At 51.6% G+C, this 20,824-nt stretch carries 17 protein-coding genes; 10 read left to right on the forward strand and 7 right to left on the reverse strand.

Annotation, left to right across the window (positions count from 1 at the left end):
• Nucleotides 1-7: 7 nt before the first annotated feature.
• Together arsB and SPB21_RS08490 are read right to left on the reverse strand one after the other, a co-directional pair.
• Entirely contained in the window at nucleotides 8-1,153 is a 1,146-nt protein-coding gene (gene arsB / locus SPB21_RS08485) for an ACR3 family arsenite efflux transporter (protein WP_163702361.1), read from the reverse strand.
• Nucleotides 1,154-1,373: 220 nt separating this feature from the next.
• A complete protein-coding gene (locus SPB21_RS08490) occupies nucleotides 1,374-2,387 on the reverse strand; it encodes an ArsJ-associated glyceraldehyde-3-phosphate dehydrogenase (RefSeq protein WP_499866298.1) in 1,014 nt (337 codons plus the stop codon).
• A gap of 538 nt (nucleotides 2,388-2,925) precedes the next feature.
• Between SPB21_RS08490 and SPB21_RS08495 the strand changes: the two genes are divergently transcribed.
• Genes SPB21_RS08495 through SPB21_RS08515 form a run of 5 tightly spaced genes read left to right on the forward strand, consistent with a single transcriptional unit; the run spans nucleotide 2,926 to nucleotide 7,993 of the window.
• On the forward strand, nucleotides 2,926-4,557 hold the full coding sequence (locus tag SPB21_RS08495) for an ABC transporter substrate-binding protein (RefSeq protein WP_499866299.1): 1,632 nt from the start codon (nucleotides 2,926-2,928) through the stop codon (nucleotides 4,555-4,557).
• On the forward strand, nucleotides 4,548-5,552 hold the full coding sequence (locus SPB21_RS08500; RefSeq protein ID WP_499866300.1) for an ABC transporter permease: 1,005 nt from the start codon (nucleotides 4,548-4,550) through the stop codon (nucleotides 5,550-5,552). Before SPB21_RS08495 ends, SPB21_RS08500 begins: the two co-directional genes overlap by 10 nt.
• Nucleotides 5,549-6,409 (forward strand): ABC transporter permease, encoded by an 861-nt coding sequence (locus tag SPB21_RS08505; protein ID WP_499866301.1) that lies wholly within the window; start codon nucleotides 5,549-5,551, stop codon nucleotides 6,407-6,409. The genes SPB21_RS08500 and SPB21_RS08505 overlap by 4 nt, the downstream gene beginning before the upstream one ends.
• 2 nt (nucleotides 6,410-6,411) lie before the next feature.
• Nucleotides 6,412-7,341 carry an ABC transporter ATP-binding protein gene (locus SPB21_RS08510; protein WP_499866302.1) on the forward strand — a complete coding sequence of 310 codons (930 nt, stop codon included), beginning with the start codon at nucleotides 6,412-6,414 and terminating at the stop codon, nucleotides 7,339-7,341.
• Entirely contained in the window at nucleotides 7,328-7,993 is a 666-nt protein-coding gene (locus SPB21_RS08515; RefSeq protein ID WP_499866303.1) for an ABC transporter ATP-binding protein, read from the forward strand. Before SPB21_RS08510 ends, SPB21_RS08515 begins: the two co-directional genes overlap by 14 nt.
• Before the next feature lie 68 nt (nucleotides 7,994-8,061).
• Here SPB21_RS08515 and SPB21_RS08520 read toward each other — a convergent pair whose 3' ends face one another.
• On the reverse strand, nucleotides 8,062-9,522 hold the full coding sequence (locus tag SPB21_RS08520; RefSeq protein WP_499866304.1) for a serine hydrolase: 1,461 nt from the start codon (nucleotides 9,520-9,522) through the stop codon (nucleotides 8,062-8,064).
• A gap of 267 nt (nucleotides 9,523-9,789) precedes the next feature.
• Here SPB21_RS08520 and SPB21_RS08525 point away from each other — a divergent pair, with 267 nt between their 5' ends.
• Both SPB21_RS08525 and SPB21_RS08530 read left to right on the forward strand, forming a co-directional pair.
• Nucleotides 9,790-11,055 (forward strand): sensor histidine kinase, encoded by a 1,266-nt coding sequence (locus SPB21_RS08525; protein ID WP_163660287.1) that lies wholly within the window; start codon nucleotides 9,790-9,792, stop codon nucleotides 11,053-11,055.
• Nucleotides 11,052-11,687: a response regulator gene (locus SPB21_RS08530; protein ID WP_163660285.1), complete on the forward strand. Its 636-nt coding sequence runs from the start codon at nucleotides 11,052-11,054 to the stop codon at nucleotides 11,685-11,687. The genes SPB21_RS08525 and SPB21_RS08530 overlap by 4 nt, the downstream gene beginning before the upstream one ends.
• A gap of 37 nt (nucleotides 11,688-11,724) precedes the next feature.
• Here SPB21_RS08530 and SPB21_RS08535 read toward each other — a convergent pair whose 3' ends face one another.
• The gene (locus SPB21_RS08535; protein ID WP_163660283.1) at nucleotides 11,725-12,570 is read right to left on the reverse strand and encodes a response regulator transcription factor; all 846 of its coding nucleotides are present in this window, start codon (nucleotides 12,568-12,570) and stop codon (nucleotides 11,725-11,727) included.
• Between the two features lie 543 nt (nucleotides 12,571-13,113).
• Here SPB21_RS08535 and SPB21_RS08540 point away from each other — a divergent pair.
• Nucleotides 13,114-13,671, forward strand: a complete 558-nt coding sequence (locus tag SPB21_RS08540; protein ID WP_499866305.1) for an RICIN domain-containing protein — start codon at nucleotides 13,114-13,116, stop codon at nucleotides 13,669-13,671.
• A gap of 107 nt (nucleotides 13,672-13,778) precedes the next feature.
• Here SPB21_RS08540 and SPB21_RS08545 read toward each other — a convergent pair whose 3' ends face one another.
• Entirely contained in the window at nucleotides 13,779-14,843 is a 1,065-nt protein-coding gene (locus tag SPB21_RS08545; protein ID WP_163660279.1) for a hypothetical protein, read from the reverse strand.
• 5 nt (nucleotides 14,844-14,848) lie between these two features.
• Complete coding sequence (locus tag SPB21_RS08550; RefSeq protein ID WP_163660277.1) at nucleotides 14,849-16,681, reverse strand: purple acid phosphatase family protein; 1,833 nt, start codon at nucleotides 16,679-16,681, stop codon at nucleotides 14,849-14,851.
• Nucleotides 16,682-17,013: 332 nt separating this feature from the next.
• Between SPB21_RS08550 and SPB21_RS08555 the strand changes: the two genes are divergently transcribed.
• Entirely contained in the window at nucleotides 17,014-17,856 is an 843-nt protein-coding gene (locus tag SPB21_RS08555; RefSeq protein WP_163702378.1) for an energy transducer TonB, read from the forward strand.
• On the opposite strand, the gene SPB21_RS08560 is transcribed toward SPB21_RS08555, so the two are convergent.
• Entirely contained in the window at nucleotides 17,830-19,377 is a 1,548-nt protein-coding gene (locus SPB21_RS08560) for a site-2 protease family protein (RefSeq protein ID WP_499866306.1), read from the reverse strand. The two genes, SPB21_RS08555 and SPB21_RS08560, sit on opposite strands and share 27 nt — an antisense overlap.
• 108 nt (nucleotides 19,378-19,485) lie before the next feature.
• Between SPB21_RS08560 and SPB21_RS08565 the strand changes: the two genes are divergently transcribed.
• A complete protein-coding gene (locus tag SPB21_RS08565) occupies nucleotides 19,486-20,754 on the forward strand; it encodes a pentapeptide repeat-containing protein (protein ID WP_499866307.1) in 1,269 nt (422 codons plus the stop codon).
• Nucleotides 20,755-20,824 lie beyond the last annotated feature (70 nt).

The following is a 20,824-nucleotide window of genomic DNA, read 5'->3' on the forward strand; positions in this document are numbered from 1 at the left end:
TAAATATCTAGGAAAGGGGACGGATACAACGGGGGTCAGGCAGGGTGGCTTTGTGGGGTTCACGGGAGAACCAGAACGCCGTGCGTTTGCACAGGGCCACTAGCATGAGCATAACGGGTACTTCGATCAGCACACCCACCACGGTGGCCAGGGCCGCACCGGAGTTGAGGCCAAACAGGGTGACGGCGGTTGCGATCGCAACTTCAAAATGATTGCTAGCCCCAATCAGCGCCGCCGGTGCAGCATCTTCGTAAACCATGCCCATCTTTTGAGCGGCCACGTAGGTAATTAAAAAGATAAGGTTTGTCTGCAGAAATAAGGGCACCGCAATCAGCAAAATATGTAGCGGATTACGAACAATCAATTCTCCCTTGAGGGCAAACAGCAAGATCAGGGTGGTGAGCATGGCAAGAATCGCCACCGGTCCCAAATACTTCAAAAACACATTCTCAAACCAGGCTTTGCCCTTGTGTCTTAGAATCCAGGTACGTGAGATACTGCCCGCCAACAGGGGTAATCCCACGTAGATGAGCACCGACAGCACAATGGTTTTCCAAGGAACAATCAGGTCATTGGCAGAGAGTAGCCATCCCCCCAGAGGGGCGTAGAGAAACAACATGGCCAGCGAATTAATAGCCACCATGACTAACGTGTGGCCCTGGTTGCTATAGGATAGGTAGCCCCACATCAGCACCATGGCTGTACAGGGGGCAATCCCCAGCAAAATTGCCCCAGCAATGTAGGAATTGGCCAGGGTCACTTCACTGCCGCGAATAATCTCGGTGCCTGTGAGTATTGGTTGAAATAGCCAGCCCAGGAAAAACTGGGCCAGCACCACCATGGTGAAGGGTTTAATCAGCCAATTAACAACCAGGGTAAGCAGCACTGGTTTTGGTGTTTGAGCCGCTCGCTTAGCCTGGGAAAAGTCAATTTTCACCATGATGGGATACATCATGAAAAACAGACAGATGGCAATGGGAATCGATACTTGATAAACACTCATGGCATCCAGTGTTTGGGCAACACTGGGAAAGACTCGCCCGAGGAGAATTCCGGCAACGATGCAAACGGCTACCCAGAGGGTGAGATAGCGTTCGAAGATATTGAGTTCACCACCGGCCTGGGGGGGAGCTTGGGAATAATCGCTGGTCATGGGATACGTCCTGATTTGGTTATGAAAAAAGTGTGTGTGTAAGGCTCGAAAGTGAAAAAAGAGCTTTAGTTTGTCCTCCCCTTTCGAAGGGGATATGCCGTAGGTGGAGGGGTTTCTTCGATACTTCGCGCTAGTGTCGAGACCCCCTGTAGTCCCCCTTCTAAAGGGGGACAGCTCTCTAGAATTGAAGTTATAAAAAGAATTCTTTTTGCATTAGCCATTAACTGCCAGTCCCCAGTGTCTCCGCCACCTTTCGTGTCAGCTCAGCCATGCGGCAGGAATATCCCCACTCGTTGTCATACCAGGCCAAAACTTTTACCTGGGTGTCGTCGACCACCATGGTGGATAGGGCATCAATGATGGATGAGCGAGGATCATCCCGGTAGTCAACGGATACTAGAGGTCGTTCCTCATAACCCAAAATATCCTTAAGGTCTCCGTCAGCAGCGGTCTTAAACAGCTGATTGACTTCCTCGACGGTGGTGGGTCGGGCGACTTCAAACACGCAGTCCGTCAAAGAGGCATTGAGTAACGGCACCCGTACGGCAATGCCGTTAAGTTTACCCTTGAGCTCAGGGTAGATGATGGTGATGGCCGTAGCTGACCCAGTGGTGGAGGGAATCAGGGATAGGCCGGTGGCCCTGGCCCGCCGCAGATCGTTGTGGGGTTTGTCGACGATGGTTTGGGTGTTGGTTTGGTCATGAATTGTGGTGATCACGCCATGTTTAATGCCCAATCCTTCTTTAATGACTTTGACAACGGGGGCCAGACAGTTGGTCGTGCAAGAGGCGGCTGTTAATAAATGATGCTCGGCGGGATTGTAGAGATGGTCATTGATGCCGTAAACAATATTGAGTGCCCCCTGTTTGACTGGGGCCGCGACAATCACCTTTTGAACCCCGCGCTTAAAATAAGGATCTAACCGGCCGGGTGTACGAAACTGACCGGAGCACTCTAGAACGATGTCTACACCCAGGTCGTCCCAGGGGACTGCGCCAGGGGTGGCATGGTCGCTAAAGGTAACGGATTTATGATCGATCAGGATGCGATCGCACCCAGCCGCTTCAACGTCTGGAGTCCAACGCCCATGAACAGAGTCAAACTTAAGTAAGTGGGCGGCAGCGACAGTACCACCAGTAATTTCATTAATATGGACAATGTCCAACTGTGGCCAGGCAGCCCGCAACACCAGGCGACCAATTCTGCCAAAGCCATTAATTCCAATCCTCACCATTACCCGGTCACCCTGAAACTGCGTAGACTATATTAATTATTTCAATTTTAGTTGAAACTTAAAGTTGTCTGCACGACAATTAGGCAACTCTACTCAACAGATACAGCAACAGATAAGAGCTAATCAAGCATTACGTCTGTATCAGAGAAGAGATTTTGAAGCACTACAGGCATATGCGGTACACATGAGTTGAAAAGCTTATAACCACAACAAAAGGAGGTCTAACGATAGATATCTCGATAGAATCGTCCGATAGTTCAAAACCAGCACCCAAAAATCAAGGGGTTACTCAAATCAAAAATCTTACTTAAAAGATTGGATTTATGCCCCTCAGGGGCATAGAACCCCTGGAAACTGTTTCGATAATCTATGGGGCAGACGAGAGTCTTCAGGCTTAGCGATCGCACCCGTAGTTGATTGAGAAAGTCTTCTACCATCTCATGACCTGCCCGCTCCACTGCGGAGACCACCAAGCAAGCTAAGAGATCTGTTGACCCTCGTCTAAGCCCCCACGCAATTAATAGGGTGTAAGCTCGCCATGGGTAAACGAAAACAGATATTACTTGGGTCTCTGGGAACCGCTTTGCTGGGAGCCGTTTTAGTCGGCTGCGGGGCTGGTCCAACGGGGTCTGGGACAGAGGAGCCTGCTTCCCGCACAGGTTCAGCACAACAGATTGTCCTAGCGATCGCGGGCGAAAGTGAAGAAGGCTACGACCCCACTTTGGGCTGGGGGCGCTATGGTTCCCCCTTGTTTCAAAGCACGCTGCTAAAGCGAGATGCCGACCTAAACATTATCAATGACCTCGCAACAGACTATAGGGTGAGTGAGGATGGGCTGACTTGGACCGTGACCATCCGCGATGATGCGATCTTTTCCGATGGTGAACCCGTGACGGCGTCTGATGTGGCCTACACCTTTAACCAGGCCGCCGCAAGCGGGGGGCTAACGGACGTGACCATTTTGGAAGCAGCGGTGGTCATAGACGACACCACTGTTGAGCTCCGCTTGAAAGAGCCCCAAAGCACGTTTGTTAATCGCCTGATTACCCTCGGCATTGTGCCAGAACATGCCCACGGCCCGGAATATGCCCGTAATCCCATCGGTTCGGGCCCTTACCGGATGGTGCAGTGGGATGAAGGGCAACAGCTGATTGTTGAGGCCAACCCCAACTACTACGGCGAGTCTGCCGGTATTGATCGCCTCGTCTTTCTGTTTGTGGAAGAGGATGCCGCCTTTGCTGCGGCTAAAGCGGGAGAGGTGCAGGTGGTGAGTGTGCCCCAGGCATTAGCCGTGCAAACCATTGAGGGCATGACGCTTTACGATGTGACCAGCGTTGATAATCGGGGTCTGATGTTTCCCTTTCTGCCAGCGTCAGCCGGTGAAACAACCCCCGATGGTGACCCGATTGGCCATGACGTGACGGCAGATCCGGCCATTCGGCAGGCGGTGAACTATGCCATTGATCGCCAAGCTTTGGTGGACGGGGTCCTCGAAGGCTACGGGTCCGTTGCCTTCGGTCCTGTCAGTGGTCTCGCTTGGGAAGAACCGAGTGCGGCCATCGAAGACGCCCAGCCTGAGCAGGCCCAAGAGATTTTGGCGGCGGGCGGCTGGACAGATAGCAATGGCGACGGTGTGTTGGAAAAAGACGGTCTCACGGCTGAATTTACGATCCTCTATCCCGCCAGCGATAGCACTCGGCAAGCGCTGGCCCTGGCCACGGCAGCAATGCTCAAGCCCGTTGGCATTCAGGCAAACGTCGAGGGTAAAAGCTGGGATGAAATCGAGCCCGCCATGCATAGCAATGTGGTGGTATTTGGCTGGGGCAGTCACGACCAGACCGAGATGTACAACCTGTACCACAGTCAGGCCGCCCAGGGAGATTTCTACAATGCCGGTTACTACGCTAACCAAGCCATCGATAACACACTGGATCTGGCCATGGGCGCATCGTCAGAAGCGGAGGCGATCGCCTTTTGGAAAGCGGCCCAGTGGGATGGCGACACCGGATTTACCGCTAAAGGCGATGCGGCTTGGGCCTGGCTGGTCAATCTAGACCACACCTACTTTGTCAGTGACTGTCTGGATATTGGTCAACCCCAGGTTGAACCCCACGGCCACGGCTGGCCGATTACGGCCAATATCGCTGGGTGGGAGTGGACATGCAACTAACAATATTGACCTTTACGGCCCAAAAGCTGTTGCGGCTCGGTCTCTTGCTGCTGGCGGTGGCCATCTTCACCTTTGTGTTGCTGAGCCTATCCCCGATTGACCCGGTGCAGGCCTATATCGGTGCTGACATGATGCGCATTAGCCCGGAGCAGCAACAGCTGATCGCCGAGCGTTGGGGGTTGGATCAGCCCATGGCGGTGCGGTTTTGGGATTGGCTAGGGCAGCTGCTACAGGGTAACTGGGGCAATTCGATGGTGTTTAACCAACCCGTGGGCGAGGTGATTGCCAAGCGATTTTGGGTGTCGGTGCAGATGCTTGCGATCGCATGGCTGCTGTCCGGCACCCTTGGCTTAGGTCTGGGCATCCTGGCGGGGGCCCTGGCGGGCTCCTGGATCGACCGAGTGATTCGCCTCTACGCTTACACGATGGCCTCATCGCCCACTTTCTGGGCCGCGCTGCTACTGCTGATTATCTTCTCGGTTTCGCTGAGGGTAACGCCCATCTGTTGTGCCGCACCCCCCGGTGTTTTGGCAGGCGATGTCACCCTCTGGCAACACCTGCACCACCTGCTGCTGCCTGCCATTACCCTCAGCATCATCGGCATTGCCAATATTGCCCTACATACCCGACAAAAGCTGATTGATGTACTACACAGCGACTACATCCTGTTTGCCCGTGCCCAGGGTGAACCGCTCTGGGGCATCATTCGTTACCACGGATTTCGCAACTTAATCCTGCCCGCGTTGACCCTGCAATTTGCCTCCCTGAGTGAGCTGTTTGGGGGGTCGGTGCTGGTGGAGCAGGTATTTGCCTATCCCGGACTGGGGGAAGCCACAGTACAGGCCGCCCTGCGAAGTGACATTCCGCTGCTCGTCGGCATTGTTTTTTTCAGTGCGCTGTTTGTTTACACCGGCAATACGATAGCTGACTTGGCCTATCCCATCGTTGATCCGCGCATTCGGCTGGAAAGTTCACTGGGGAGTTCACAGTCATGACGATTACAGTTCCTTTTGACCCTGTCTCCCGCAGTCTCCGCAATAACCGGCGACAGCGCACACTTTGGGGGATTGCCCTGTGTACGTTGTTTTTACTGGCAGTCATTTTTAGCACCTGGGTAATTGGCGATGGCGGCCTTGGCCCTGTGCTATCTCAGCGTAATCAGCCCCCCTCTGTAGCCCACCCCTTTGGCACCGATTGGCTGGGGAGAGATATGTTCAGCCGCTCCCTCCACGGCCTGTCCCTCAGCTTACGAATCGGCCTCCTCGCCGCCGCCATCAGCGCCCTGATCGGCACTGGCTTGGGTTTGGCGGCGGGCACACTGGGGGGCTGGGTCGATGCCGTGATCACCTGGATTATTGATGTCTTCTTTAGCCTGCCCCACCTGGTTCTGCTGATTTTGATTGCCTTTGCTGTTGGCGGGGGCACCCGTGGGGTAATCATTGCCGTGGCGCTCACCCACTGGACAAGTTTAGCGCGGGTGATTCGGGCGGAAGTCTTGCAGGTGAATAGCGCTGACTATGTAAAGATCTCCCACCGCTTTGGCCGATCGCCCCTCTGGATTGCCCGACATCACATGGTGCCCCACATCATTCCACAGCTGATAGTGGGGCTGATTTTGCTCTTCCCCCACGCAATTTTACACGAAGCGGCCCTGTCATTTATTGGCATTGGTCTGTCGCCCCATATTCCGGCAATCGGCATTATTTTGGCGGAATCCATGCGCCACCTGTCAACGGGATACTGGTGGCTGGGTGTCATGCCGGGGCTGCTGCTACTGCTGTCGGTCAAATCGTTTGACTGGCTGGGAGAAAATATGCGCGCGTTGCTGGATCCAAAGACAAGTCAGGGGTAACCATGCTCACCATCTCAAACCTGGGGATTACGTTTACCCAATACGATCAAGGACTGCACCGCAAGCGGCTAACGGTGATTACTGATTTGGATTTAACTGTCCAGGCAGGAGAACTGGTGGCGGTGGTGGGTGCCAGCGGTTCCGGGAAAAGTCTTCTGGCCCATGCTCTTTTGGGGATATTGCCGGAGAACGCTCAGCTCTCTGGGACGATGGAATTTCAAGGAAAACCATTAACCCAGAAGCGATGCGAGGCATTGCGGGGTAAAGCGATCGCACTTATTCCCCAATCGGTTGGCTACCTCGATCCGTTAATGACCGTCGGGCGGCAGGTGCAGCGGGTGGGGCAGCTCAATGGTCTCCCTGCGCGCTCAGCCAGAACCCTGGTGGAGCGCACCTTTGCTCGCTATGATTTGCCCGCTCATACGCCAAAGCGCTACCCGTTTCAGCTCTCCGGTGGGATGGCGCGGCGAGTTCTGGTCTCAACCGCCGTCATGACCCAGGCTCAGCTTGTGATTGCCGATGAACCGACGCCGGGTCTGCACCCTGACGTCGTGACTGAAACCCTCAATCACCTGCGCGAACTGGCTCAGGGGGGTCGAGGCGTGATGCTGATTACCCACGATATTGAAGCGGCCTTACAGGTCGCTGATCGGGTGGTAGTTTTCTATGGCGGCACCACGGTTGAAATCGCCAACGCTCAGGATTTCACAACTGGTAATCTGCGCCATCCCTATACCCAGGCTCTCTGGCGATCGCTACCTCAAAACGACTTTGTGCCGGTGCCGGGGAATCAGCCAAGCCCTGACCAGCTGCCGGTGGGCTGTCTGTATGGCGATCGCTGTTCCTGGAGCACGGCTGACTGTAAACGGGAGCGACCAGAACTGCAATTTATTCGTCAAGGTTGGGTGAGGTGTATCCATGCTGAAGGGTGAAGGTCTGTGGTTTCGTTATGGCGCTAAGCTGCCGTGGGTGGTGCGCGATCAGTCGCTTGCGATCGCACCAGGGGAAGTTATCGGTCTGATCGCCCCGTCCGGTTATGGCAAAACCACACTCGGTAAACTCCTCGCTGGGTATCTGAGGCCCAGCCACGGGCGCATCACGTTAGATCAACAACCGCTGCCAGGAGGCTACTGCCCCGTGCAGCTGGTCTTTCAAAATCCTGAGTTGTCGGTCAACCCGCGCTGGCGCATCGACCGCATCCTGCGAGAAAAACATCCGCCCCAGCCCCACATCCTGGATGCCCTCGGCATTCATCCCGGTTGGCTGACCCGCTATCCCCATGAGTTGAGCGGTGGAGAACTGCAACGGGTTGCGATCGCCCGCGTGCTTAACCGCAACACCCGCTATCTGATTGCCGATGAAATGACGGCTATGCTTGATGCCAATACCCAGGCGTTGATTTGGCAGGCGGTCCTAGAGTTTGCTCGCCAACATAATGTTGGCATCATCGCCATTAGCCACAATCAGCCATTGCTACAGCGGATTTGCCAACGAGGTTGTTTGGTCGCTGAGCAGACTATCGTTAATCTCGTGTCCGAGAGACAACCTTCCCATCGTCGTTGCGGCACCACCGCCAACTCCTAACGCCTATCTGATTCAATCCGAAAAGATCGCTCTGCCACCTTCACTAACCGCAGTTTACAGACTTACCATTAGTCGTCTAACCTGGGTGCAAAGAGTTCATAACCATGGTCGAATAGGGTAAACCCTTCGACGGTGCCATCATCATTGAGGTTGAACTTAATGAGAATGTCCACCACCTGGGCAAAAAACTCGGTTTCTGAGCTGGGATAAAGGATCACCGACGCTTGCCCTGTGGCTTGGCTGACAAGCTGGTTGTTCTCAACTCGTAGTTTGACCTGGAGCTCGGGTAACAGTTGATAGGTGCCGACATACTGCTCATAAAGGGCGGGGTCCAAATCAATGGCCTCACGCTGTCGAGGCATGGTGTAGGGTTCGTCTAAGAGAATAGCGGCTAGCCCTTCAGCTATAGAGTCCGTGGCCTGATTGGTCAAGTTGAGGAGCACACTAATGGTTAAGTTCTCTTCGGGATAATGCATCAGGCTAGAGCGAAATCCATTGATGCCACCACTGTGGTGAATCCGCTGTCGGCCAAGATGGGCATCGCTCACCAAGCCATAACCGTAGAAGGCATCGGACTGATTCGCAGCGGACTCCATTTTGGCCACTGGCTGGGCCAGCAAGTCAATCGATGCTTGACTCAAAATGGGTTGTTCCAGCTGCTGATCTCCGTAGAGCCATTGATTCCAAATGGCGAGGTCTCCTAACGTGGAATATAGGCCCCCTGCCCCCTGGGGGATACTCATGTCGATGGGGTCGGCTTGCAAGTAGAGATCAGGCCCTGCAAACGTGTACCCCTGGGCCAAATCGGGAATCACCGCATGGGGAATCTCATAGCCTGTATTATTCATACCCAACGGTGTAAAAATGTTGGCCTGCACATAGTCGGCATAGGTTTGCCCAGAGACCGTTTCTAAAATCTGGGTTAGCAGAACGTAGCCAGAGTTGCTGTACTTAAACTGGTCTCCAGGATCAAATTCTAGGGGCAAATCTTTGAAGCGATCCACCAACTGGTCCAGGTTAGAGGGCAGTCGCAGCCATTCCTGGATGTCAGGGAATATCTCTCCATCCAGATATTCTGGAATGCCTGAGGTGTGGGTTAACAGATGATGGCTGGTGATGCGATCGCCATCTGGATAGTCAGGGAGATAAGAGGAAATAGGGGCTTGTACATCTAATCGCCCCTGTTCTTGTAACTGGAGGATAGCAACGGCGGTAAATTGTTTGGTAATAGACCCGATGCGGAATTTGGTCTCTACAGTATTCGCGACTTGATGTTCGCGGTTGGCTAAACCGTAACTACAGGTAAATGTTGAAGCAGTACCGTAGTCAATGGCAACATTGCCCGAGAGCCGCCCCGTTTGGTCATAGGCATCTAAGTACGCGTTGATTTCATCGATGGTATCAGCTGTCAGGGCAGTTTCTGTTGAAGATGTGGCGCACTGATCGACCAGTGCTGGTGCGTTTGCAAGCATAGGTGCATCCTGGGGTTGTAAGAACTGTAGCGTTGTTAAATCCGACGATGAAGCCATGGCATTGGCGCTCCAAGCGAAGCCGACAGCCATGCCTATCAGTGAAGCTAATTGAAGTCGCCTGCCCATTGTCCCGTTTTATACCTGTCTTAGTAGCAATGTATGTGTACTTTAACGACGGGGAGCATGCGGTTCCATAGTGAAAGGTCATGCGTTGTCATGACCTTTGTCATGGAGCCAATCAGGCGAATGGTTTAGCATTAAGCAACGGTAAACCCTAGTTAAGTCAGCCACAGCCCAATTACCCTGCTACACCATCAACCAAGCATGAACGCTGTTAGTCACGTCCCCAGATTAGGCGAAAAGACCAAGCCCCTATCAGCCGCTAGCGCCAATCTGTCTCCATCTATTCCTAAAACCCTGCGGTATGTGGAATGGACGTTTGTGTTACTGGTGGTTCTGCGCGTTGGGCTACTGATGCTCAATAAACCCCTGGGGTATGAGATGGGTCCAGGAGACTATCTTGGTTTCACTGTGCTGGGGGTGCTGGTCATCCTTAGCATTGTTTTTCCCCTACAACAGCCCATGGGGCTACGGCGGGGATACATTCTGTTAGAAATTGTTGTTTTACTGATTAGTCGTCTGTTCACTAATTGGGGATTTGATCCGTTTTTGTATCTTGTCCTGGTCAAGAGCTGTTTCTTGCTAAGTCGTCGCGATGTCATTTTTACAACAATCCTGGCGGGGATTGCGTGGCAGCTTAGCCTGGCCCAGCGAATTTTTCATGAATTCTCTATCCCCACAGAAGAACTGCGAGCCCAGTTTGAGGAATCCTTAGCAGCTCCTAAAGCTCTGTTAGTGTTGGATGTGATTATCAACAGCACCACTATTTATGTGATTACTTGTTTGTTAACCATTTTGTTGTGTTGGGCAGTTTTATCTGAACGTAAAAGCCGACAACAAGCGGCGGCACTATCCCAGGAAGTGGAAACCCTGGCAACAGATTTAGAACGAACTCGCATTGCCCGAGATATTCACGACTCCCTTGGGCACACGCTGACTACCCTTAATGTTCAATTAGAAGTGGCGCAAACTTTATATTCTCAACAACCTGACCAGTCTTTGCAGGCACTCAATCGAGCTAAGATACTTTCTAGTCAGTCTCTACAGGAAGTACGACGGGCGGTTTCAACCATCCGCCATGGCACGTTTAATTTGCCCGATGCGTTGACGGGTTTAGTGGAGCAGATTCAGCAGGCCCATGCCACTGAGCCCCTGAAAATTGAAACTCGCATCAGCTTGCCAACCTTGCCCCTACAGGTAAACCAGCAGCTGTTTCTAATTATTAAAGAAGGGCTAACAAATATCCAAAAACATGCTCAGGCATCTACCGTAAAGCTGTGGGCTCAGCAAACCACAGAGGGCATTGCCATGGGTCTGGCGGACGATGGTGTTGGCTTTGTGCCTGAGGCATCTAACTCAGGCTATGGATTGCGGGGCATGCAAGAACGGGTACAGTTACTGGGAGGGCAAATGACAATCCAGAGTACTCTTGGAAAAGGCACATTAATTCAGGTTACAGTGCCACAATGATTCAGATTTTGTTGGTGGATGATCAACCAATGTTTCGGCAGGGATTGGCGTCGTTGCTATCCCTGGAGGATGATCTTGAAATTGTCGGTGAAGCGAATCATGGTCAGGAGGCCATTGCTCTGGTCCAGCAACTGCAACCGGATGTTATTTTGATGGATGTGCGCATGCCAGTGTGCAACGGTGTGGAAGCAACCCATGAGATCCATCAGCGGTTTCCGTGGATTCGGATTTTGGTGCTGACTACGTTTGATGAGGATGAGTATGTATTTGAGTCGCTGGAAGCAGGAGCATTGGGGTATTTGCTGAAGAGTACCCCGGCGAAACAGGTTGCGATCGCAATTCGTAACCTTCACCAGGGCTACAGCCAGTTAGGACCCACCATTGCCCCCAAGGTGTTTTCCCATGTCAAATCAGATAATGGCACCAAAACAGATGTGGACATCCTTTTTAATAATCGGGAGATAGACATCCTCAAGCTATTGGGCCAGGGCCACAGCAATCGCGAAATTGCCGCTGCTTTACACCTGACGGAAGGTACGGTCAAAAACCATTTGACTAATATTTTTAGCCAGTTGGACGTTCGCGATCGCACCCAGGCAGCTCTCTGGGCCCACCAGAATCTGCTGTCCTAAAGCCTCAGGTCTACCCTTGAGATCTCAACATTAGACCCTAAAAAGTACTTTGGTGAGAAAGATGCTTGATCAAAATCTCCAGAACAGATTTTGCCTTGATGGGTTTACTCAAAAAATCTGATGCCCCCACCATTTTTGCCCGCAACCGTTCAGGGATTCTGTTTTTATTGGTCACAATGATGATAGGCGTGTTCTGAAAGGAAGAGATGCGTCGAATTTGGGCACAGAGTTCGTAACCATTCGCCACCGGCAGCACTAATTCTAAAAAGATTATTTTAGGCCTCAAGTCCATGAGCAGAGACACTGCCTGTAAGGAATCAGAAATATTAGCGTAGCTATAGCCAGCCGCTTGAACAATGTCCCCCAGTGCTTGACTATCTACTGCACTATTGTCCACATAGACCACCGTTACCTGGCCTACCTGACTTTGAGCATAGGGTGTCTCCTTTGGCCCCCTGTGCGACGTTGATGCAGACATTGATGCAGACGATGGATTCCCGCTACTACCGGTCAGCTCTTTGGCAACTTTATCCAATAAGGATTCTATTCTTTGCAAAATGTGTCTAGCAGCAGCGGGCTTTCTGACATAGGTGTCAAACCCAGTCTGTATCAAAAGTTGACCAGTAACCGTTGGCTGCGCCAGGGCAATTACAGGAATGAGCCATGTGGGACTAGACTCTTTAAGAATCTTAATCGCTTGCCAACCATTAAGTCCCTGGGCATCAATATCCATGACAATCAGGTCAGGAGCCTCCTCAACGGCCAGCGATAAGCCCTTATCACCACGATGGGTACTGACTACCTCATAGTCATATAGCTTAAGGGCATGCTCAAGGATCTGACGGCTTGCCCTATCTTTATCTATTAATAGGATTTTAGCCATAAAACTATTTACAAGATTAGCCAATCCCTTTGCAGGGCTTAGCTAGCGGCATTCTTTATCGTTGAGATCCCTTTGTCTTTGAATACTCAGATACGGCTTCAAAAGTTATTTCTGAATATTCAAGGGCAAAGAAAATTAAGGAATAGCAAACCATATTGTACCTGCCCTTTCTACGAATTTACACAGATACGCTATAGAACATTTAACGATAGTCCATTTAACGCATGCTTTCAGGAAAAATCAGGCAGAATCAGCACCTTCACTTAAAACGCAACTTTTTCCAAAGTAGTGATTTTACTTACGTACATTGAGCGATGGTAATTAATTTCACACAGTTGATCCTCAGGAAAACGATCAAAAATGTTGTTTGAACGCTTGGTCAGGGTAAATACACAGAACGCACAGTCACAAAGTTCACACTGATCCCATTGTTTTTCCGGGAGAAAATCTTTTAGTTGTTTTCTACTATTTTCCACAAGGGTGCATTGGCTAAAAATTGTCGCTAACGGCATCCCACATGGTGAAAAACAAAAAAGAGACTCTATGAATTTCAAGAAGATTCTCACGGTAGCAGCGGTCTCCCTAGGTGCTACATCCATCGCTCTCTCGGCTTCTAAAAATGTTGCCGATGCTCAGGTGGGCTACTTTAAGCTAACGACGATGTTTCTTGAAGATGAAGACAAGTGTTTAGAAGGGAATCGGTTAGCCCCTGAGTCTGTGTTAGAAGGTGCGGCGTTTATGGATGATTGTCAAAATGTGTCAGGTCAGTTTTGGAAAATAATTCCGGCTGATGGTGATTATTTTAAGTTGACAACGATGTTCCTTGAAGGTGAAGGTAAGTGTCTTGAGGGAAATCGTCTGGCCCCTGACTCTGTGTTAGGGGGGGCTGCCTTTATGGATACTTGTCAAAACGTGTCGGGCCAGCTGTGGAAGAAGATCCCGGTTGGCGATGGTTATTTTAGGCTAACAACCATGTTTTTAGAGGCTCAGAATAAATGTCTTGAGGGGAATCGGTTAGCCCCTGACTCTATGTTAGAAGGCGCAGCCTTTATGGATGATTGTCAAAATGTGTCGGGTCAGCTGTGGCGGATGGAGGAGTAAGGGGATGGGGTGGGTTAACCGCTGCTGCTGTTAGACAAGCAGGTGGGTAAATACAGGGGGCGGTCAATGGCGATAACTATTCAGGGGTATTTACCCATCCTCCAACTCTACAACCCGGAATCTCTTACCTTATAATCAATCTCCTCCACCGGCAGATTCTCGCCATCGCCATCGCCATACCGCAACTGTAACCGCCGCTCCTTGGCATACTCCACCAGCTGACCACCATACTTGTCAGCCTCGGTCCCCAACCCCTGGATCTGGATCTTGCCATTAAACACCGTTGCCCGTGCCAGATAAATCACCAGATCATCCCGCGAAGGGCGATTGACCGTCACACTGGCCGTCAAGTGCGCCACCCCCCGCTCATCTAACTCCTGGGGTAACGCCATGGCCGTATTCCGAATTCCCCGCACCGCCACAATTGCCGACGCAACGGCCATGGTAATATCCACCCCATCATCCGTAAAAATCTTATTATTCGAGAGATACTGAAAATTGCGCTCCCGCAGATCATCTCGAATGCGGCGATGGATCAGATTATCTGGATGATACTGTTTCAGCGCTCCCACAATCGCCCCGCAGGCTGCCCGAGGTTCACGCCAGGGAGACTCACGAGTGACGCCATACATCTGGTTTTCACCATCCCGCAAACGACCCACGTGGGTTTTAAGATCAATCGCCACCAGCGATATGGACTGCGGATTACCTGCATACACCCGCTGCTTTAGCTGTTCATCTAACTCATGGGCCACCGTCACATGGGCCAATGTCGCCCCATTATCTGTACCCCCGCCAGCTGGGAAAAATGCCTCTAGTTTTAGCTCGCCAATTTCTGACAGCGTTGCAAACCGGGAGGCGACCACGTCACGATAGCGTTTGGTTGCCTCCCCCTGGTGGATGCGATCGCCACAGTTGGTATAGGCCAATGTCGTCACCACACTGGGCAAATTCATGTCCGCCCCGCAGGCCTTAATATCCGTTGGACTCGCCGCTGCAAACTGGAGTTCATCTCGCAAAATTTGCAATCCTTTGATCAGGGCGTAGCGATCGCTAACAATTTCATTAAGATAGTTGTGGTACGCATTACGCTCCATGCCAAAGCTAGCGCCAAGCTTCCAAAAATTGTCTACTCGACGCTGGGTGGCTGCTACATCAAACGGGGTGGTCATGGTCGTTATCTCTCTCGCTGGCCAAGGTTAAACACATCAAAGGGGATGACAGCGGATTCAGGCTTGCGCGTATCAAAGTAGTAGCTGGTGATGGTTCCCAAACCCGTGTCTAAAATACTGAAAGCCGTAATATCATTACTGGCAATATAGGGCATTGGATTGTCAAACTCATCTGTTAGGGGCTTCAGGGTGGGCATGATGGGAGTTAACCCATTGGGGTCACCAGTGGCAACATAGGTTTCTTTAAAGCGGCTGTCTTGGGGCACCGGTCTCGGCCTGGCCTCCGTGTGAGCGTGATAGGTATTACCCACATTAGAAGACTCTAAAAAGTGCATACCGCTGTCGCCTTTAAAGCGGTTCCAAATATGAGAGTGCCCATAAAACACCAAATCGGTTCCGGCCTCGTCTAATAGCGGTACCAGATATTTAATGATGTGATCCTCTTCTTTGGGATACTCATAGCGAATACCGGTGAGATTCCCTTCATCGCCATAGTCGTAGACAGGAACCGGAGTGGTAAATGCAGGTACTACATTATCCCCCAGGGTGTGGGCTGGATGGTGCAGCATAACAATCTTGTACTTAGCCTGCTGGAACTCGTCACTGGCCAGTTCTGCCTGTAGCCATTCATACTGGGGGCTGCCGGGTTCAATGCTTTCAAAAATCATTTGACCATGGCCCCAGTTTTGAGGGTTACCCAAATCAACGGCCCGTTCCTGGTAGCGCCCCCGAGTTTCATCATCCACCTTAAACATGCGCCAAATCTGGGTCACATAGAGAGACACCAGACGTACATCGCCAAAGGTGGTGGCGTAGTATCGTTGGGTCTGACCATTATCACGTTGGGCTTTGGGGAGAGAGAAAATCTCGTTGTAGGTATCGATGTTAAAAGAATTTTCTTTAAGCCAGTGTCTTTCTACAGCCTCATTTTCGGTGGGGTTAAAGATAGCTTTGTGTTGATCGTACAGGTCTTTAGCGGCATTCCAGGGAACAGGATCGTTGAACTGTTTATTTAAAGCAGTTGTGGTGCTGTAGCGCCCCATGACTTCATGGTTGCCCACGGCTGTAAATAGGGGCGCATTTTGAATGATTTTCCCCCCTTTGTAGACAGTGCCTTCTTCGTTTTCATCGTTGATCAGGTTATAGCTGGCTCGTCCCTGCAAGCAGGGGAAGAACGCACCCCCACGGGCATCATCAAACCACTCGGAAGCGCGGTCGGGTATGTTCACCAGGTCGCCTGCCAGGAATACACCATCCACCTGGCCAATGGTTTCTTCTACTTTTTGTAGGTTGGCGGCGGTCATCGGCATCAGCTGATGATCGGACGTGAGCAGGATTTTAAGGGGCTCACCTGCCGGTGGTAAAGCCCTGAGGGAGAATTGATCGCTTTGAACAGTGGTGCCATCGTCCGTGGTGCTAGCAACTGCATAGGGAACGGGTAGACCAGGGCGTAATCCACTGATTTCAGCCTCGTGTCGCCAAATGGGGCGTTGAGTAACGGCCTCATAGGGCTCAACGGTTTTAGATTCGGCATCCTCACGGGTGCGGCTAAGCTGGGTGGTGTCGGCAAAGACCGTCTGATCGCCAGGGCCGTACATGACTTTGTGGTCGCTACCTGCAAATTCGGTAAACCAGACTACGCGTATCGATGACTCTGTTGGAGATTGTAAAAATGGGTCTGTGAGCAGGGTGACTTGGGGGGGCATGGATAATGGCTGTTGAAGGGGCACTATCGGTCGGTTGGTCAACTGTACAAATAGCACCACGCCCAGGGAGAAAAATAGTCCCAAGGCTACTAAGGTTCCGGTTTTGGTTTTTCCGGTTTTGGCTGAGGCCATAGAACGTTCCTGTGGGTTCCCTAACCTATGTCAGGGGGTAGGTATGCAACTCAAGTCTAGATAGTAGCCAATTAGTGCCCCAGATCTGAGTGACTAACGTCAATGCAATTTAATGGGGGCTAATTTACCCTTGTACAAATGCTATGTAAGCGTTAGGTTTACCCCAATTCAAAAATTGTCTAACGGTGTATCTATTTCTAACGTCTGCAAGGAATGATAGATAGGTAAAGTGTTTGGAGAATTAACGTCTGCTTTTGCTGGGCTGACCTTTTAATCACGCTTTAATTCTGATGGCGCATGGGCATAGTTGACGGTTATTACAGCAATCTTTTATGACCAAGTTTCGCTTACCAAAATTGAATAGTTGGGTAACGACCTTGGTGCTGGCCTCCATTGGTTTGCATGGCCTGGTGCTGGCCCTACCGATGCCAGATCTGATTGAAGAAAAACCGGACGTACCTGAAGAAACTGAACCAGAGGTCATTCAAGTGGTGACATTGCCAAAATTGGCACGCACGCCTGGTTCGTCTAAGCCGCCTTTACCTGAGCCTCCACCGGAAGAACCGCTCCCGGTGGAGGAGCCAGTTGATGAGATGGTTCTGGCGAATCCGGAGATCTTAGAAGAGTTGGAAGAGATTGAACCGGAGCTGGATGACTTCAGTGAGTGGGAGGAGGAACCAGGTTTCGATGAGGAGCTATTGGATGAGGGTGATGGTGGAGATGAAGCCCCCCCTGAGCTAACTCTGGATGAACGTATTGCCAGCCTAGATAGCTACACTGATTTTGATGACACCCAAATTGGCAATACCCCTGTCCTGACGCAACTGGGCAAGATGGCGGAGCAGGGTTTTTTGCCTACACCGCTACGGGATTTAGAGCGAGCGTTATCTGAAGTTGAGGTACCCCTGCAGGAGTGTTTAGAAAATCCCCCCGGTACCTCAGTGAGTTTTATGGTTGAGGTGGGTCCTGATGGCACCTTAATCCATGATCCGAAACCGTTGAATAGTTCTGGTTACCAGGTGTTGGATGAAAAAGCGCTGGAGATTGCCCGCGATGCGGACTACGCTGCTTATCACGCGATGGGCAAAACAAAAGCCTATTCCTTTAATATTGAAATTGACTATGAGGCCTGTAATTTGGCCTCTGGTTTAGCCAATGCCGAGGCGGCCAGCTAAGGCGGGGCTTAGGGGTAATAGGGTGGCCAGCATCAGGAATAAAATCAGCAATGCCAGGGCGGCACGGGTATCGTCCGGTTCACTAATGTCGTCAAGGCAGGGGCGTTCTTCACCGCGCTGCAAAAACAAAATTAGGGCTCCCCAATAGAGGGCAAGGGGATTCGCCAGGGCCACAAAAATTAGCAGGATGAGGGTAACGGCTGTGGCTCGTCCGGCAATCTTGCGACCATAAATGGCTTGAACAATACGGCCACCATCAATACGTCCGGCAGGCATCACGTTTAGCGCCGTAATGACCAGCCCCAACCATCCCATCAGCACCAGGGGATCAACATCTATCAGGTCGTTGGTTTGTAGGGTATCGCCTAGAATCGCACGGGCCAGGGTGCCCACCAGTATAGATTCTTGAAAAAAGTCTACCGGTAGCTGATAGAGGCTACCGGGATGGGAAAGCCCTAGACCCACTAGCAGCATTGCCAGGGATAATAGGCCACTGGCTGCTGGTCCGGCAAAGGCAATGTCGAACAGCACGGTGCGATTGGGTAGCACCGACTCAAACCGAGTCAGGGCACCAAAGCTACCTAGCTGCCAGGCGGGCAGGGCAAAGGGCGGACTGAGTTTGATGTTGTAACGTTTGGCTTGCCAGCGATGGCCGATTTCATGGATGGCCAAAATGGCGAAGATGGCGAGGGCAGTGGGTAATACCTCTGGCCAGCGGCCTGGTTGCTCAAACAGGTCAAAGTCCTTGAGTAGGGCTCCGGTTTCCAAGCTGGTGATAAATGTTGCGATCGCAAGCGCCACTGCCAACCCCTTTTGACGGATGTCAGCGGGTTTGGGATCTGTCTTGCTGGGCAGCGCAATGATGGCAGGTCGGTCTTCGGGGCCGTTAATTAAAAACAGCCGATACCGATCGTCCTCAAACTGGTTTTTCAGCTGAGCATTGAGGGCATTGATTGTCGTTTCAGCCTCGCCCCGCAGGTTGCCTTTAAAGAAAACACCGGCTTGATAGGGAACCGTCTCCGTTCTAAAGAAGGTATCGACGCCAAAAATAGATTCAATGGCCGCTAGATCCTCTGCTGGGATCGCTGGAGGCGTTTGGGGTGGGGCAGTTGCCTCAGGGGCACCGCTCTCGTCACTCTCCGTCTTAGGGCTCGTGGGGGATTCCCTACCTGCCTCCAGGTCTGGCTCGACCACGACGTCTACCGTCGGCAGGGGTTCGTTTTGGGAGACTGTAATGGGATCTTTAGCCTGGGCCTGACCTTCAGGGGCTGCTTTGGCCAGGGTTCTTAACTGCCGTCCTAAATATATGTAGATGGCAGTTGAAACCATCACAGCGACCAGGACCCAGGCAATGTTGAGATAGATGCCAAAGGTAAACAGTCCAAAAAATATGAGCCAAGGTAGCATCAGCACCACTGACTGTAACCAGGCGAAAATGCCCAACTTGCCGTCAGGACGGGCTCTGATAAATCCCCAAATGAGAATGCCAACTGCGGCTACTAAAATTAGAACCGTTATCATTGCGCAGAAAAACCGACAACACCATTAAAACTCTGCTGATAGTTTAAGGGTAGACGTCCCTTTCAGGTTAAACTCAACACCGCGAAGCTTTCTGCCAATTTATGTTATATGAGCGCCCAAGAGCCATTTGATCATGCTGCGACGCCAGCAGACTTGATGCCTCAGACTCCGAGGGCATCAGAGCGGTTTACCGTTGATTACAATCCAGACCCTGATTTTGCATCCATTGGGGATTTGCACCATGAGGAGATGGCAACGTTGCCCCTGAGCTCGCCCATGAAAGTGTCAGTGCAGTTATTGATTGCGATCGCATCCACCTTGATCACCTTTATTGGTCTGGTACTCGATAGCTTCTGGCTAATTTCGTTTGGCTCTTTAATCGCGTTAGCGATTTCGATCCGGTTGGCGATGCCCACCTTGCGGGCAGTGGTCAACGACCTATCTCCAGAGCAACGATCGTTAATTGTCGCCACCCCTGGCTTAATTCTCGGCGTCTACGGCTTGATGCAAGTCAGTGGGATCAACCTGCGACTATTGCAGTGGGGGGCCACCCTCAACTGGAATGCCATTGGAGCCCTCGGTGATTTTTTGGGGGCCTTAGGACAAATATTTATCGCGATTTTGGCGCTCTATGTCGCTTGGCGACAGTTTATTATTTCCCGCGATCTAACCACTCAGCAGAATTTAATTACCCAGCAGCAAACCATTGATGCTTATTTCCAGGGCATTTCAGAACTGGTCCTGGATGATGAAGGCTTACTTGAAGACTGGCCCCAGGAACGCATCATTGCTGAAGCTCGAACGGCAGCTATTTTGGGCGGTATCGATGGCGATGGTAAAGCTAAAGTTCTACGATTTTTGTCGCGCTCTAAACTACTCACCCCCCTAGCCCGTGATCAGCGGTTGGGACGCCCGATTTTAGATGGCTCTGGCGGCTACGCTGAGGATCGCCTCAATGGTGTACGGGTGATTGATATTGGCGTGATGCTGGCAGCGGCAGATATTTCCGGCAATGATCTACGTTGGGTAGACCTGAGCGGCATTAATTTAATCCGCGCCAACCTATCCCAATGCGAGTTAGTCCGCACCGATCTAACCCGCACGGTGTTATGTGACGCAGACTTATCTGGGGCTGATCTTATGGGCACCCGCTTCTTTCATGGCCCCCCCGAAACCGCCACACCTCGTACCCGTAACGATACACCTAACTATGAAACCGGCGAGTTTACCGGAGCTGTGGTAGAAGGCATGGATCTATCCAATGCCCAGCGCCTATCTGAAACCCAACGCTGCTATCTATGCACCTGGAGCGGCAGTAAAACTCGGGCTACTATTCCAGGTGGCTGTCGGGATATTCCAAATCGGTTGGGTAGATAGGGGAAGTCGGGAATAAGGAATCGGGTTACGCATACCTGCTTGTATAAAAAGTTCTTGTAAGGTTGAGCCA

Source organism: Leptothoe sp. ISB3NOV94-8A, from assembly GCF_043421595.1.
GTDB classification, from domain to species: Bacteria; Cyanobacteriota; Cyanobacteriia; order Phormidesmidales; family Phormidesmidaceae; genus Leptothoe; species Leptothoe turfae.

Coding starts and splice junctions, on each gene's coding strand:
- arsB (WP_163702361.1), bottom strand. CDS start 1,153: ATGACCAGCGATTATTCCCAAGCTCCCCCCCAGGCCGGTGGTGAACTC.
- SPB21_RS08550 (WP_163660277.1), bottom strand. CDS start 16,681: ATGGCCTCAGCCAAAACCGGAAAAACCAAAACCGGAACCTTAGTAGCC.
- SPB21_RS08515 (WP_499866303.1), top strand. CDS start 7,328: ATGCTGAAGGGTGAAGGTCTGTGGTTTCGTTATGGCGCTAAGCTGCCG.
- SPB21_RS08535 (WP_163660283.1), bottom strand. CDS start 12,570: ATGGCTAAAATCCTATTAATAGATAAAGATAGGGCAAGCCGTCAGATC.
- SPB21_RS08520 (WP_499866304.1), bottom strand. CDS start 9,522: ATGGCTTCATCGTCGGATTTAACAACGCTACAGTTCTTACAACCCCAG.
- SPB21_RS08500 (WP_499866300.1), top strand. CDS start 4,548: ATGCAACTAACAATATTGACCTTTACGGCCCAAAAGCTGTTGCGGCTC.
- SPB21_RS08555 (WP_163702378.1), top strand. CDS start 17,014: ATGACCAAGTTTCGCTTACCAAAATTGAATAGTTGGGTAACGACCTTG.
- SPB21_RS08525 (WP_163660287.1), top strand. CDS start 9,790: ATGAACGCTGTTAGTCACGTCCCCAGATTAGGCGAAAAGACCAAGCCC.
- SPB21_RS08560 (WP_499866306.1), bottom strand. CDS start 19,377: ATGATAACGGTTCTAATTTTAGTAGCCGCAGTTGGCATTCTCATTTGG.
- SPB21_RS08565 (WP_499866307.1), top strand. CDS start 19,486: ATGAGCGCCCAAGAGCCATTTGATCATGCTGCGACGCCAGCAGACTTG.
- SPB21_RS08490 (WP_499866298.1), bottom strand. CDS start 2,387: ATGGTGAGGATTGGAATTAATGGCTTTGGCAGAATTGGTCGCCTGGTG.
- SPB21_RS08540 (WP_499866305.1), top strand. CDS start 13,114: ATGAATTTCAAGAAGATTCTCACGGTAGCAGCGGTCTCCCTAGGTGCT.
- SPB21_RS08545 (WP_163660279.1), bottom strand. CDS start 14,843: ATGACCACCCCGTTTGATGTAGCAGCCACCCAGCGTCGAGTAGACAAT.
- SPB21_RS08495 (WP_499866299.1), top strand. CDS start 2,926: ATGGGTAAACGAAAACAGATATTACTTGGGTCTCTGGGAACCGCTTTG.
- SPB21_RS08510 (WP_499866302.1), top strand. CDS start 6,412: ATGCTCACCATCTCAAACCTGGGGATTACGTTTACCCAATACGATCAA.
- SPB21_RS08530 (WP_163660285.1), top strand. CDS start 11,052: ATGATTCAGATTTTGTTGGTGGATGATCAACCAATGTTTCGGCAGGGA.
- SPB21_RS08505 (WP_499866301.1), top strand. CDS start 5,549: ATGACGATTACAGTTCCTTTTGACCCTGTCTCCCGCAGTCTCCGCAAT.